Genomic DNA, 13,577 nt, shown 5'->3' on the forward strand with positions numbered 1-13,577 from the left:
CTTGTGTCCGCTTTGTGTCATTGCTTATTCTTTCTGATCAGAATCGTCCTCAGTCAAGTCAGCGACCGAGAATCCTTCTGATTGATTCGTATAATCCGAGTAATCGTCAGCGGATGATTCTTCCTCTTCAAGAACACGTGTTGATAGCGAAATCTTATGCTCGTCAAGACGCACTTCTAGTACTTTCGCCTCGATTTCCTGTCCTTCTTCGAGTACTTCCGAAGGTGAACCGATATGACGGTTCGCGATTTGCGAAATGTGCAAAAGTCCTTCTACTTGCGGCGCAAGTTCGATGAAGGCCCCGAACTGGACGAGACGACGCACACGCCCTTTGACGATATCGCCAGCTTCGATCTTCCCTTCCATCTGTTGCCATGGACCAGGTTGTGTTTCCTTGATCGATAACTTGACTTTTTCCGTATCACGGTCGACACCAAGTACTTTGACTTCGACTTTTTGACCTTCCGTGACGATATCCGAAGGACGTTCGACACGGTGGTGTGCCATCTCCGAGATATGAACGAGACCGTCGACGCCACCGATATCAACGAAAGCACCAAAGTCCGTTAAACGTTGGACTGTACCTTCGAGGATTTGACCTACTTCTAAATTTTCGAGTGTCTCTTTTTTCTTCGCGTTCAATTCGCCTTCAACGACAGCTTTGTGCGAGAGAATGACACGGTTCTTCTCTTGATCGAGTTCAACGACCTTGACTTCGATCGAACGACCGATATAATCCGAGAAATCTTCGACATAATGCCGTTCGACGAGTGACGCCGGAATGAATCCGCGGACACCGATATCAACGACGAGTCCACCTTTGACGATGTCCTTGACGACAACTTCAAAGATCTCACCTGATTTATACTTTTCTTCTACTTGCTCCCACGCTTTGAGCGCGTCGATTTCTCGTTTCGAGACGACGACCTCTTCATCCGTGATTTTCTTGACCTTCACTTGTAGTTCATCTCCGACGTTCAGCACGCCACGAATATCATCGAGATGAAGACTCGATACTTCGCTGATCGGTAAGATGGCTTCTGTTTTATATCCGATATCAATGAGTGCTTGCTTGTCTTCAATTTTCACGACCATTCCGGTAACTACCTGGTCCCGATGAATTTCAAAATCAGGCATATCTTTCATTTCTTCGACCATTCCAAAACAACCTCCTCACGATGAGTACAAGAAACGCCTGACACATGTCAATGCGTTTATCCTGCTTCTAACTTCTTACAATTCTGACTATTTGTCAAGGTATTAAGCGTGATTGAAGTAGACGGATTTGATTTCGTCCATGATTCGGTCAGAAATCGCTTTCGCTGCCCCCCGCTGGTCACGTAAATCCGAAATATCAACCGGTTTTCCGACCGCGACGTGCATCCGTTTGAACGGACGATAAGATCCGATGATGGCAATCGGTAAAATCTGAGCATTCGATCGTAACGCAAAGAACCCAACTCCTGGTTGTGCTGCTGTAAATTCACCTGGTTCGGAACGTGTTCCTTCTGGGAAAATACCGACCGTCTCATCTGAATTCAATAGTTCAATCGTCCGTTTTAAAGCTTGACGATCTCCTTGACCGCGACCGACAGGATATGTTCCTGCTGCAATCATTAATTGTTTCAAGGCAGGAACTTTGAACAGTTCTTCTTTTGCCATGTAACGAACCGCACGTTTTGGCGGAATCGCGCTGACGAGGAAAACCGGGTCCCAGTTCGAGCTGTGATTGGCACAGACGAGTAAGGAACCGTCTTTCGGAATATTTTCTTGCCCTGTCACTTTCAATCGGAAGACAGTTTTCGCAATGACCCAGACGACAAACCGCGCAATCCGGTAAACGGTATCTTGACGTTTCATTTTAGGACACCCTCTGCTAGTTCCATCAAGCGGACAACGACTTCATCGATCGTCATCTCTGTCGTATCGAGATATAGCGCATCGTCAGCTTGACGCAATGGCGAGACTTCACGCTCACTGTCGCGCTTATCGCGTAGTGCGATCTCTTCTTGAAGAACCGTGATGTCACTGTCCATCCCACGCGCGATGTTTTCGCGGTGTCTTCGAGCAGCACGTTCTTCCACAGTTGCCGTCAAAAAGACTTTTAATTCTGCATCCGGCAATACGACTGTGCCGATATCACGCCCATCCATGACGATCCCACCGCGTTCAGCTAATTTCCGCTGTGCTGTGACGAGTGCAGCCCGGACTTCTTTTTGACGAGCGACGAACGAGACATTATTCGTGATTTCGATGGAACGAATCGCATCCGTCACTTCGCGATCACCAATAAAGACACGTTGCCCGTTTTCACCTGGTGTTAAACGAATATCAAGCGATTTCATTAATTCTCCGAGCACTTCACCATCGTTGAGGTCAAGCGATTGTTCAAGTGCTGCCAGCGTCACAGCTCGGTACATGGCTCCTGTATCGATGTATACATAGTCAAGGCGCGCTGCCAATTGTTTTGCGATCGTACTTTTCCCAGCACCCGCTGGTCCATCTAAAGCAATTTGAATCTTTTTCATCATCCATCCTGTCCTTCCATCTTCCCTATGATTAATAGGGATTCATTCTTCCGAACGTTATCATAGCAAAAAAATGCGGTCAGGTGAATGGATTCATGCCCCTTCTTGAACTTTTCATTTGCATTTGATAACAGTGACGCAATACAAGCTCACGACTTCGGTCGGGAATCATCGTAAATTGGAAAGCTAATTCGTATCGTTCTTCGCGCCGATCAATTCGGACGAGTTCAGCGACGACGTCTAGTGTACTTGATACACCCTCACCAGTAGGCAAAATGAATGTCATTTCCACCTCTTCCTCTTTTTGAACCGGTAATTGATCCGACAAGATCATCATCCCTCCAGCCGATAGATCGAGCGTCACAGTCGTAAACGGCTCGAAATGTGTTTTATGAGGGTGTACAGCGACATCGAGTATTTGCGGTACTCGGACGAACTGACGTCGTTGGATGCGTTCGATTTGATCATCCTTCGGTCGTTTCAAAGCATATCGTTGACCGCGAAGTGGATCATTTTGTCGTTCAACGACGACCGTATCAAATCCAAATAATTTGCCCTTCTCCTTAAAGAAATAAAAGGACACTTCTTCTTGCTCTGACAAGATGAATGTCTTCAGTGTCGCGACCTCACTCGGTGCTTCAATCCAAATCAATCGATTCGTCACGGCCGTCACCTTTGAGCGACCTTGTCGATCCTCACTATTCGAAAGCATTACCAAATCCCCAATTTCCATCATACTACTTCGCTCCTACTCTCTATTCGATGCCATCTGAATGTTGTTTTTTTCGTTTGAATCGCCGATTTAAACGATTGGCACCTCGTACTTGAAATAATCCAATCGTCCATAGGATGACCATGAAGACGATTGGCAAAAAAGATATACCACCATTTTCCAATATTAACAAATTAAATAAGATATGCGCAAATACCGGAAGCGCAATCGAGAGGGACAACCAGCGATAAGGATGAGGCGAGAATTTCGCCATGCCCATGAAGAATCCCATGATGACCGCAAACAAAGCATGACCAGATACTGGTAAGAGTGCACGGAACAGCATATGTTCGACTGTTCCATTCACCATCAGATATAAAATATTCTCAAGCGTTGCGAACCCAAGTGAACAGGCTACCGCGTAGATGATCCCGTCGTAATAATCATTAAACCGTTGATGGATATAGACCGTATAAAAGACGACAAACCATTTGGCGAATTCTTCCGTGATAGCTGTTCGAATCAACTGTACCTCTTCACGCCCACCAAACTCTGTCTGGACGATATAGTCGATGAACATCAAGGGAAAGACAAGTAAAATACCGAAAATGAAACTTCGAAGAATATAGCCGACTGGCTCCGATTCATGTTCGTGACGTAGATAAAAATAAGTTAGGAGTGCGATGCCTGGGGCAACTCCGGAGAAAACGATTTGAACCACGCTTCCTCTCCCCCTTTCTTCCTCATTTATAAGAATAAAGGTTTCTTGGAAAAAAGAAAACGTCCTCGTTGTTTCAGGAGGGAAAAAGGTTACAATATGGGAGAACGAATTGAATCCGCTATAGAAAGTAGGTGAAGGTCTTCTGTCTGTAGACAAGGACCCTTTAGCATGAAATCATTATTACTCATTCATACGGGTGGAACGATTGCCATGGCACAGGATCATTCTGGTCATGTCTTACCAAATGATATCAATCCACTCGACGCTTCACTCCCGCGAGCAACAGATATCGCCAACATCACGACGCGTCACTTTGCCAATTTGCCTTCTCCTCATATGACACCTGACATCATGTTGCGTCTAGCCCATTTCATCGAGAGTGAGCTAACAAAGGAACATTACGATGGCGTCGTCATCACCCACGGAACGGACACACTGGAAGAGACGGCTTATTTTTTGCATTTGACGCTTGGTGCACCCGTTCCAATTGTTTTGACAGGAGCCATGCGTTCTTCTAATGAGGTCGGATCCGATGGTGAGTTTAATCTGATTACGGCACTTCGTGTCGCTGTCAGTGAAGCTGCGCGCGGAAAAGGTGTCCTCGTCGTCTTCAATGGGGAAATTCATTCGGCATTCAACGTCACAAAAACGCATACGTCATCCGTCGATACGTTCAAATCCGTTCATTTCGGAAATCTTGGGATGGTAACGAAGGATCATGTCTACTTATTCAATACACCGCTTTTAAAACAAACACATATGGTGACTTCGCTCTCAAAACGGGTCGCCGTTCTCAAAGTCTCTGCCGGTATGGAACCCGACTTATTACTTGCTGTGAAACAGCTCGGTTATGATGGACTCGTCCTTGAAGTCCTTGGTCAAGGAAACGTACCACCGAGTATCGTGGATGCCATCGCTGAATTGATTACCGTCATGCCGATCGTCATCGTCAGTCGCTGTTTCAACGGAATCGTTCAAGACGTCTACGGATATACGGGTGGAGGACAACAATTAAAAGAACTCGGCGTCATTTTCTCGAATGGACTGAATTCACAAAAAGCGCGGCTTAAACTGATGGTCGAACTCGAAATCAATGCCTCACAACTAGAACTCGAAGAATCATTTCGCGTTGAATAAATGAAAAAAACCTCTTGATTCGGAAATTTATTTTCCAAATCAAGAGGTTTTGTTTAGGCTTGTATCGATGCACCACGTAACCGTTCAACGAGATGGTTTGCAATGTTCGCACCGTGAAAACGTCCATTTTCAATGAATATTTTATTGGCGTCATATCCTGCTGCCACGACACCTGCGATATAGATGCCCGGGACATTCGATTCCATCGTCTCTTCGTCATGACTCGGAATACCGGTCTCGCGATCAATCGTGATGCCTGTGTCAGCGAACAAACCGACGTCTGGCGTGTATCCGGTCATCGCAAATACAAAATCAGCACGGACGGTTCGTTTGTCTCCATCTATTTGATAAACGACCTCTTGTTCCGTGATTTCTTCGATCGTCGCCTCAAAAATCATCTTGACCTTTTCCGAACGAACGAGAGATTCGAAGTTCGGCAACACCCATGGTTTGATGGATGGACTATACTCCGGTCCACGGTAAAGGACGGTCACACGTGCTCCCGCTTTTTCAAGTTCAATCGCTGCATCAACGCTCGAATTTTTCCCACCGATGACGACGACATCTTGATCAAAATACGGATGTCCTTCCGTAAAGTAGTGCGAGACATGAGGTAATTCCTCTCCAGGAACATCCATTCGGTTCGGTAAACCATAATAACCTGTCGCAAGCACGACGGAACGAGCTTCTCGGCTTCTTTTTTCCCCGGAACGCTCCGAGTGGATGATAAAATGATTCGCTTGACGTTCAATCCGCTCGACCGTCTCAAACGGACGAATCGTCAATTGTTTTCGTTTGACGACTTCTCGATAATAGACGAGCGCGTCGAGACGTCGTGGCTTTAATTCTTTATTGATGAACGGTATACCACCAATTTCTAACTTCTCACTACTTGAAAAGAACGTTTGATGCGTCGGATAACGATAAATCGCTTCGACGATATTTCCCTTTTCGAGCACTTCGACGTCTAGTCCCCGATCTTGCATTTCGATCGCTGCCGATAACCCACATGGGCCTGCACCGATTACGATACAATCTAACATTCGAATATCTCCTCTTCCGGTTGCTTTTTTTATATCTTAGCAAATCTCTACCATAGACGAAAGAAATTGCAATGCAAAACGCCCGCTCTTCGCAAAGAAGAAGCGGACGTTCATTATCATATTAGACCCAACCACGGAAACGAGATGCTTCCGCCATCTTCCGGACACCTACCATATAAGCGGCAAGTCGCATGTCGACATTACGCGTCTGCGCTGTCTGATAGACTTGGTTGAACGAGTTCACGAGTACTTTTTCAAGTTTCTCGTGTACTTCCTCTTCCGTCCAGTAATACCCTTGGTTGTTTTGGACCCATTCGAAGTAAGAAACCGTTACGCCACCACTCGAAGCAAGAACATCCGGAACGATCAGGATGTCACGTTCAGCGAGAATTTTCGTCGCCTCGTTCGTCGTCGGACCGTTAGCCGCTTCAACGACGATCGCTGCTTTGATATCGTGCGCATTGTCTTCTGTGATTTGATTCTCGATTGCTGCCGGAACAAGAATATCACATTCAAGTTCAAGCAATTCTTTATTCGAGATCGTATTTTTGAACAATGTCGTCACGGTACCGAACGAGTCACGACGGTCGAGTAGGTATGGAATATCGAGACCGTTTGGATCATGGAGTGCCCCGTACGCATCGCTGATCGCGATGACTTTTGCACCTAAATCATACATGAATTTCGATAAGAAACTTCCGGCGTTGCCGAATCCTTGAACGACGACACGTGCGCCTTCGAGCGAGATACCCTTTTTAGCAGCCGCTTCCCGAATCATGATTGCGACACCTTTCGCCGTCGCTGTCTCACGACCGTGTGAACCACCGAGGACGAGCGGTTTCCCTGTAATGAAACCAGGTGAGTTGAATTCATCGATTCGACTGTATTCGTCCATCATCCATGCCATGATTTGCGAGTTCGTGAAGACGTCAGGTGCTGGAATATCCTTCGTCGGTCCAACGATTTGACTGATAGCACGGACATATCCACGGCTGAGACGTTCGATTTCACGGAAGCTCATCTCACGTGGATCACAGATGATTCCGCCTTTACCGCCGCCGTATGGTAAGTCAACGATACCAGCTTTCAGACTCATCCAGACGGATAATGCTTTGACTTCGACTTCCGTCACGTTTGGGTGGAAACGAATTCCACCTTTCGTCGGTCCAACGGCATCGTTATGTTGCGCACGATATCCTGTGAAGATTTTCGTCGAACCATCATCCATCCGTACCGGAATCCGGACTGTCAACATCCGGAGTGGTTCTTTAAGTAATTCGTACATCTCGTCTGGATAACCAAGTTTCCCTAGTGCCTCCTTGACGATTTCTTGTGTTGCTTCCAGTACGTTCTTGCGGTGATTCGCATGTTGTTGGTCAGTGATCATTCCAACGTTCCTCCCCATAAGTGGCATCCCCTATGCCGTTTCCTTGTTCGGATAAAGTATACTCTTTTCTCGAACGTAATGAAAGGGGTTACGCCTATATTTGTAAGCGCTTTCTCACTTCTTTTCCTAGGATATCATTGATTTGGTTGTTTTGTTTGACGATGTCGTTCGATCGCCAGTTCCATGAAATATTCGACCAATTCCGGATATTCAATTCCCACTGCTCGTGCACCGTCCGGGAATAAACTGGTCGAAGTCATACCAGGAAGTGTATTCGTCTCCAAGATGACTGGATTTCCGGATTCCGGCACAAGGAAATCAGATCGCGAGTATCCTGCACAGCCAAGTACTTGATGCGCTTTAACAGCCCATTCTTGAAGTTTTTCTGTCGTTGCTTCATCCAGTTCAGCAGGACAAATATGCTCCGAACCTCCGATGGCATATTTGGATTCATAGTCATAAAAAGCGTTCTTCGGAATGATCTCGATGACCGGCAGTGCTTTTTCTGCACCTTTATGTCCGACGACTGGAACTGTCACTTCACGCCCTTTAATAAACTGTTCGACAAGAACTGCATCGTCTGCTTCAAAGGCTTTCGCGATTCCTTCACGTAACATCGTCTCGTCTTGAGCAATCGTCAATCCGTTTGATGAGCCTTCTTGTGCTGGTTTGACGACACAAGGAAATTGACCATTCCACTCTGCGATTTTTGCTTCGATATCATCTCCACGCTCTAACAGCACATCACGAGCGATCGTAATGCCTGCTTTATCAAAGTGAACTTTCGAACGTGCCTTATCCATCGCTAGCGCTGACGCTAACACACCTGAACCTGTATATGGAATGTCTGCCAGTTCAAGCAATGCTTGTACGCGTCCATCTTCACCAATTTTCCCGTGAAGAGCGATGACAGCCACATCTACATCCAGCTGGAAGAGTTCATGCGCTTGATCAGGGTGGAAATCAACAGCCGTGACCTCATGCCCTTTACTGTTTAATGCTTCCATGATCGACTTTCCACTGTTTAATGAAACCTCCCGTTCTCCTGAAGTCCCACCGTATAATACTGCCACTTTCATCCTACTTCACTCCTTCTTCTTACGTTCAATGATTATCATACCATCCTTCTGACGATGAAAAAATACAAAATGGTGCCACTTCCAGCAGAAGACAAAAAGGTGCGGCATCCCCCCTATGAGGGAATGGCGCACCTGATGTTTTACATATTAAACTGTTCAGCTATCGTTGCGACGGCATGTTCCGCCTGAATCGTTTTCCCATACTCCGCCATGACGAGTGGACTTTTCGGGCTCGGTTCACCGTATTCAGATAAAATCGTCGTCACCGTTCGCTCGAGCGCCTCGTTCATTCGTTCTTGGAAATAGAGATAATAGCTTCCCTCGAAGAAGTAGAGGCTACCCCCTGTCTCTGTACGAGGCATATGCCGCAATAATCCATGACTCGCTTGAATGACGTCTTCTAGCGAGTGTAGAGCATATAAGACGTGATGGACGATATCGACTGTCATGCGGATTTCGACTTGATCGAACTCCTCGTTCATCTCTTCTGGCAAATCTCCTTCACGACGTACATCAACGAGCATCCCGTCATTCGGGAAGAATGTGACGAAAAATTCGAGTGTTCCTGCTGCCTGAAAACCATAATTCGATTCGGCTTCTTCTAATAAGTTGCGCAATAAAGCTTGTCCCTTCCCGACAGCCAACGTTTCTGGTCGGACGTCGTGAAGCGATAACTCTTGCTTTGTGATGAAGACACGAAGGTGTCCTTGTTTCATTTGTTCAAACCTCATAATAGACTCCTCCAGTCAAAACCGGAAACACAGATGTCTCCGTTCGTTATGAACCATACTATACACCAGTTGTCGGAGTGAGTCGACTTAACCAACTTTTCCAAGATTGATCGTCTGCACCAAGTAAATGTGGACCATATCGTTCCGGGAGCTGATCGACCGCATAACCACCAAGACCAATCTCAAGATCCGGAAAATCAGACATCAAACGTGCTAACGCTTCATCAAGTAACGGTAAATGATCCGATAACGTGCAGGAAAGAATAACGGCTTTCGGTTGCAGCTGATGCGTAACCGTCACCAAGTCCTGAACCGGTATACCGGAACCGAGGAAAATGACATCAAATCCAGATTGTCGTAAATAAAGTGTAAAGAAAAGTAGTCCGAGTTCGTGTTCTTCTTCCGGCGCACAAACACAGACGATTCGTGGTAAGAACGGATTGATCGGCATCTGTAACGACAATGTCGAAAGACGAGCTCTCAGAAATGCCGTCGCAAAATGCTCATGCGCAATCGTAATCTCACCCGACTCCCACTTCACTCCAATCTCATGCAAAAGTGGACCGACGATGTCCTGAATGACTTTATCGAAGCTAAACATCGAAAATGCTTTATTCATAATATCATGCGCGTGACGTTCTTCGAAGTTCGTCAATGCCCGGAATAATTGATCTCGCAGTTCGACTCCGTAATCGTGCGGTACTTCAGCCCGATTGACCGGCATTTCATACAACTGGATTGCTTTAGAGACAGACAATCCCTCTTTTTGTTTATCGACGATCCAGCGTAATTTCGCGACGTCGTTATCACTATAAATGCGATGTCCGGATTCACTTCGATCCGGATCGAGCACCTGATATCTCCGCTCCCAAGCACGAATGGTCGTCGGGTTGAGTCCCACTAACGCAGCGACTGCTTTGATATTATATTTCCCACGATCCATGCATCGTGCCTCCTTCCCCTTCCTTTCTAGTATACGCTGAAAGGAAAAAAATCTCCGTTCACAATGTGCCCTTACATCATGAAACCAATGGAGACGAAGGCGATGATGATCGTGATCATGAGCACCGTCAGCGTGATGGCTAACGGATTTTTTCGAAATGGTTGTTTTAATCGCTCGTTTCGAACGTGTTCGATACGCGAAGAACGCGGTGGCAGTGACTGCCCCTCTTCGTTCTGATCCAACCGTCGCTGATCTTGTTTACTCAATGTTCATCACCTTTTCTTGAAAAATATAAGGATATTGTCTAGTTTACACCGAATCTGGTGATGAAAAAAAGACTTGTTCTAAACGCAATTTCCAATCTACCGGTTGATGCGTCCTTCTCTGCACTGGATTTTCCCACTCAATCGTTCCACATATATCACAACAACGTGGTTGTACGATTACCTGCTCATCAAAATGATGCAACAACATCGAACGGCGACATTCGTTCCGGTGAACGTAGTCCATCATCTGGTTGATCTCTTGTCGTTTTAATTGTTTACGTTCCGTTTGCCACTGGATGATGCGTTCCTTCGACCACCCATTTTCGAGTTGTGATTTGAGTAACCGGTATGCCGGGTCTTCCGGGTTAAAACGAAAACGACTTTCCATCTTGGCATAGGATTCGCCTTGATTCATCCCTTGTTGCAATTGATCGATCCACAAGACGGGTGCATATTGCGTGTCGATCAAGTACGTCTGTAATTGTTCATCTTGAGCAGCGTAGAGTAAGATTGCGGTCGCCTCTTTACCGTCACGTCCGGCACGTCCGACTTCCTGCATATAGGCTTCGATCGTCGCAGGCATCGTATAATGAATGACCGTACGCACGTTGCCTTTATCGACACCCATTCCGAACGCACTCGTACACACGAGACAATCAATCTCATCATGAAGAAACTGTTGTTGGACAAGCTGGCGATCTTCTATCGTCAACCCAGCATGATAATAGGTCGCGCCGTCAATGATTCCAGCAATTCGTTCCGCTTCTTTACGGGTTGTCGTATAGATGACGCATGGGCGAACGATGCGTTCCATCCACCGATCAACTGCCGCATCTTTTTCTTCTCGATCAACGCGATCGACAACATATTGGATTTCTGGTCGGTTGACAGAACGACGGATGATTTGTGGTTCGCGCATACGCAGTTGTGTTCGAATATCTTGCTCAACAGCACGCGTCGCTGTTGCCGTTAAGGCGAGACATGGTGGAAGGCCTAGTTCTTGTCGAATGTGACCAAGTCTTGCGTACTCCGGTCGAAATTCGTGTCCCCATTGGGAGATACAATGCGCCTCATCAACGACGAAGAGAGCAATATTGACCTGTTTTAGCCGAGCCCGAATCTGTGGTAGCGCGAGTTGTTCCGGCGATAAGTAAAGATATCGTAGATGTTCGAGTACAGATAAGATCTGCTCCTTCTCTTCTCGTGTCTCGACTGATGTTAATTTAGCGACAGATCGCTCTCCTCTGCGCTTGATTTGCATGACCTGATCTTCAATCAACGAGAGTAACGGAGACAAAATCAACGTCAGTCCTTCATTTTGTACATAAGACGGAAATTGATAACAGACAGATTTTCCTCCGCCTGTCGGCAAAATCGCTAATGTATCTGTTCCGTCTAGGATGGAATCGATGATTTGGCGTTGTCCAGGTCGAAATGCTTCGTATCCAAAATGACGATGCAATAACGCTTCCATTAAATTCCCTCCCATTTACTACGTGCTAATACCAATCGAATTTGAAAATAAGATATATCGGATTGCATCTCGTTCTTGATTCGCTTCAGCGCGTAAGTTCCGAGTCGCTGTGCAATCTGTTGTACCTCTTCTTGCTGAGATGGCGTGACAAAATGATTCAGCGGAAAAGAAGGAGCATACATCGCGATCTCAACAAGATGATCTTCCATCGTACTATTTTTTAGCCGCCTTCGAATCGCAACCTCTTCAACGGTTAATCCCTGTTGCAACAACTCCCATGTCGTTTGAGCAGACTGCGTCATTTTTGATGTGTGTAGATCCATTCCTATTTGCTTGAGGAGTGGTGAGTTTTCCAAGTCATCGATGCACTTTCGCCAAGCGATCATAAATTCGTATTGGACAGTCTCCACATCCATTTTCATCATTTGAGCTAATTGCGGATAAGACCATCCTGCTTGTACGCCAGACAAGCGGTAACTTATCAATGTCGCATCTCGTTCTGACAAGCGGTCAAGGAGAAATATCAACTCTTGATGCATATCATGTAACCATTCTGCTCGATTCGAGATGGTCGGAAGAACACTTTTTACCCATTCACGGACGATGGTTTCCTGTTGTACAGGAATGAACGGCTGTTTTGCTTCCAAGCAAATTATCGTTTGAACCAAAAGGCTGAGTCGTTTCCACATCATCTCAGCATATCCACGAAGTTCACCACCTAGTTGATCAATGATCGCACGATCCGTTTGATTTACCAGTCGTGTGCCTTCGTGCGTCAGTCGCAATGTCTCTTGCCGCTCAATCCAATTCTTCTTGGCGAGTTCCGCTAAGATTGTTTCGAATCGTTGTTTACTGACTAATACAGTACCGAATACCGACTCTAAATCATAAAAATGAGCATCTTGCAGAGAAGTTGCTGACTTCTTCCCTTGAAAAACATGATAAAGACTCCGGTCAGATCGTTCATTTCGAAGGCGCTCAATCGATTCCAAGAAAATACGCTCGAGTAAAGAAATTTCCATATGTCACACTCCCCCCTGTTGTATGTCGTTTCCAAATCAAAGATGATATGCTATTCCTGTTTCATCGTTACGTTTTAGAGCGGCCGTTTGCGGGCATGTGATGATATATACATTTTCTGCTGTCACTTGCGCTTCGTCATTGAAATGCAACGATGAGTCCGATACAATGACATATAGATGAGAACAGCGTGTTTCAATAATGTTTTCGTATAGAGAGGAGACCGTTCAATGGCTAAATTTACGATTGTCGACAAAGATACTTGCATCGCTTGTGGTGCTTGTGGAGCAGCGGCACCAGATATCTATGATTATGATGATGAGGGTTTGGCGTATGTCATTCTTGATGATAACAATGGTACTGCCGAAATTCCAGAAGCATTATTCGACGATATGATTGATGCATTCGAAGGCTGCCCGACGGATTCAATCAAAGTAGCAGATGAATCGTTCGAAGGCGATGCGTTAAAATTCGAATAAGTGAATAAAAAAGATGTTTCCTCGCGAAGCATCTTTTTTATTGGACTTTTTCTCATT

General features: G+C 45.9%; 15 protein-coding genes. 2 read left to right on the forward strand and 13 right to left on the reverse strand.

Translation table 11 applies throughout. The features are described 5' to 3' along the window. Positions 1-24: 24 nt before the first annotated feature. The 5 genes from rpsA to prsW form a co-directional block, all read right to left on the reverse strand. Complete coding sequence (gene rpsA / locus ESP131_RS12370; RefSeq protein ID WP_023468647.1) at positions 25-1,158, reverse strand: 30S ribosomal protein S1; 1,134 nt, start codon at positions 1,156-1,158, stop codon at positions 25-27. Between the two features lie 102 nt (positions 1,159-1,260). Further along, positions 1,261-1,860: a lysophospholipid acyltransferase family protein gene (locus tag ESP131_RS12375; protein WP_029342015.1), complete on the reverse strand. Its 600-nt coding sequence runs from the start codon at positions 1,858-1,860 to the stop codon at positions 1,261-1,263. Continuing rightward, positions 1,857-2,531 carry a (d)CMP kinase gene (gene cmk / locus ESP131_RS12380; protein ID WP_029342016.1) on the reverse strand — a complete coding sequence of 225 codons (675 nt, stop codon included), beginning with the start codon at positions 2,529-2,531 and terminating at the stop codon, positions 1,857-1,859. The genes ESP131_RS12375 and cmk overlap by 4 nt, the downstream gene beginning before the upstream one ends. Positions 2,532-2,607: 76 nt before the next feature. Continuing rightward, positions 2,608-3,264 (reverse strand): flagellar brake protein, encoded by a 657-nt coding sequence (locus tag ESP131_RS12385; RefSeq protein ID WP_029342017.1) that lies wholly within the window; start codon positions 3,262-3,264, stop codon positions 2,608-2,610. 19 nt (positions 3,265-3,283) lie between these two features. Further along, positions 3,284-3,961, reverse strand: a complete 678-nt coding sequence (gene prsW / locus ESP131_RS12390) for a glutamic-type intramembrane protease PrsW (RefSeq protein ID WP_029342018.1) — start codon at positions 3,959-3,961, stop codon at positions 3,284-3,286. Between the two features lie 168 nt (positions 3,962-4,129). On the opposite strand from prsW, the gene ESP131_RS12395 reads away from it, so the two are divergent. Continuing rightward, the gene (locus ESP131_RS12395) at positions 4,130-5,098 is read left to right on the forward strand and encodes an asparaginase (protein WP_029342019.1); all 969 of its coding nucleotides are present in this window, start codon (positions 4,130-4,132) and stop codon (positions 5,096-5,098) included. Between the two features lie 53 nt (positions 5,099-5,151). Here the strand turns inward: ESP131_RS12395 and ESP131_RS12400 are convergent, their stop codons facing one another. From ESP131_RS12400 to ESP131_RS12435, 8 genes are all read right to left on the reverse strand, one after another. Further along, on the reverse strand, positions 5,152-6,141 hold the full coding sequence (locus tag ESP131_RS12400; RefSeq protein ID WP_069940828.1) for a YpdA family putative bacillithiol disulfide reductase: 990 nt from the start codon (positions 6,139-6,141) through the stop codon (positions 5,152-5,154). Between the two features lie 121 nt (positions 6,142-6,262). Then, positions 6,263-7,528 carry a Glu/Leu/Phe/Val family dehydrogenase gene (locus ESP131_RS12405; RefSeq protein WP_023468654.1) on the reverse strand — a complete coding sequence of 422 codons (1,266 nt, stop codon included), beginning with the start codon at positions 7,526-7,528 and terminating at the stop codon, positions 6,263-6,265. A gap of 134 nt (positions 7,529-7,662) precedes the next feature. Beyond that, complete coding sequence (locus tag ESP131_RS12410) at positions 7,663-8,607, reverse strand: D-alanine--D-alanine ligase (protein ID WP_029342021.1); 945 nt, start codon at positions 8,605-8,607, stop codon at positions 7,663-7,665. Between the two features lie 140 nt (positions 8,608-8,747). After that, positions 8,748-9,338 (reverse strand): adaptor protein MecA, encoded by a 591-nt coding sequence (locus ESP131_RS12415; RefSeq protein ID WP_029342022.1) that lies wholly within the window; start codon positions 9,336-9,338, stop codon positions 8,748-8,750. Positions 9,339-9,396: 58 nt separating this feature from the next. Beyond that, positions 9,397-10,281 (reverse strand): MerR family transcriptional regulator, encoded by an 885-nt coding sequence (locus ESP131_RS12420; protein WP_029342023.1) that lies wholly within the window; start codon positions 10,279-10,281, stop codon positions 9,397-9,399. A gap of 71 nt (positions 10,282-10,352) precedes the next feature. After that, complete coding sequence (locus ESP131_RS12425) at positions 10,353-10,547, reverse strand: hypothetical protein (protein ID WP_029342024.1); 195 nt, start codon at positions 10,545-10,547, stop codon at positions 10,353-10,355. Positions 10,548-10,590: 43 nt separating this feature from the next. Next, on the reverse strand, positions 10,591-12,021 hold the full coding sequence (locus tag ESP131_RS12430; RefSeq protein WP_029342025.1) for a RecQ family ATP-dependent DNA helicase: 1,431 nt from the start codon (positions 12,019-12,021) through the stop codon (positions 10,591-10,593). Next, complete coding sequence (locus ESP131_RS12435; protein ID WP_069940829.1) at positions 12,021-13,043, reverse strand: YpbB family protein; 1,023 nt, start codon at positions 13,041-13,043, stop codon at positions 12,021-12,023. The genes ESP131_RS12430 and ESP131_RS12435 overlap by 1 nt, the downstream gene beginning before the upstream one ends. Positions 13,044-13,271: 228 nt before the next feature. On the opposite strand from ESP131_RS12435, the gene ESP131_RS12440 reads away from it, so the two are divergent. Further along, on the forward strand, positions 13,272-13,520 hold the full coding sequence (locus ESP131_RS12440) for a ferredoxin (protein WP_029342027.1): 249 nt from the start codon (positions 13,272-13,274) through the stop codon (positions 13,518-13,520). Positions 13,521-13,577: the final 57 nt, after the last annotated feature.

The sequence above is a fragment of the Exiguobacterium sp. U13-1 genome, assembly GCF_001750115.1.
Taxonomy (GTDB): domain Bacteria; phylum Bacillota; class Bacilli; order Exiguobacteriales; family Exiguobacteriaceae; genus Exiguobacterium_A; species Exiguobacterium_A acetylicum.

Coding starts and splice junctions, on each gene's coding strand:
- rpsA (WP_023468647.1), bottom strand. CDS start 1,158: ATGGTCGAAGAAATGAAAGATATGCCTGATTTTGAAATTCATCGGGAC.
- ESP131_RS12375 (WP_029342015.1), bottom strand. CDS start 1,860: ATGAAACGTCAAGATACCGTTTACCGGATTGCGCGGTTTGTCGTCTGG.
- cmk (WP_029342016.1), bottom strand. CDS start 2,531: ATGATGAAAAAGATTCAAATTGCTTTAGATGGACCAGCGGGTGCTGGG.
- ESP131_RS12385 (WP_029342017.1), bottom strand. CDS start 3,264: ATGATGGAAATTGGGGATTTGGTAATGCTTTCGAATAGTGAGGATCGA.
- ESP131_RS12395 (WP_029342019.1), top strand. CDS start 4,130: ATGAAATCATTATTACTCATTCATACGGGTGGAACGATTGCCATGGCA.
- ESP131_RS12400 (WP_069940828.1), bottom strand. CDS start 6,141: ATGTTAGATTGTATCGTAATCGGTGCAGGCCCATGTGGGTTATCGGCA.
- ESP131_RS12405 (WP_023468654.1), bottom strand. CDS start 7,528: ATGATCACTGACCAACAACATGCGAATCACCGCAAGAACGTACTGGAA.
- ESP131_RS12410 (WP_029342021.1), bottom strand. CDS start 8,607: ATGAAAGTGGCAGTATTATACGGTGGGACTTCAGGAGAACGGGAGGTT.
- ESP131_RS12415 (WP_029342022.1), bottom strand. CDS start 9,338: ATGAGGTTTGAACAAATGAAACAAGGACACCTTCGTGTCTTCATCACA.
- ESP131_RS12420 (WP_029342023.1), bottom strand. CDS start 10,281: ATGGATCGTGGGAAATATAATATCAAAGCAGTCGCTGCGTTAGTGGGA.
- ESP131_RS12430 (WP_029342025.1), bottom strand. CDS start 12,021: ATGGAAGCGTTATTGCATCGTCATTTTGGATACGAAGCATTTCGACCT.
- ESP131_RS12435 (WP_069940829.1), bottom strand. CDS start 13,043: ATGGAAATTTCTTTACTCGAGCGTATTTTCTTGGAATCGATTGAGCGC.
- ESP131_RS12440 (WP_029342027.1), top strand. CDS start 13,272: ATGGCTAAATTTACGATTGTCGACAAAGATACTTGCATCGCTTGTGGT.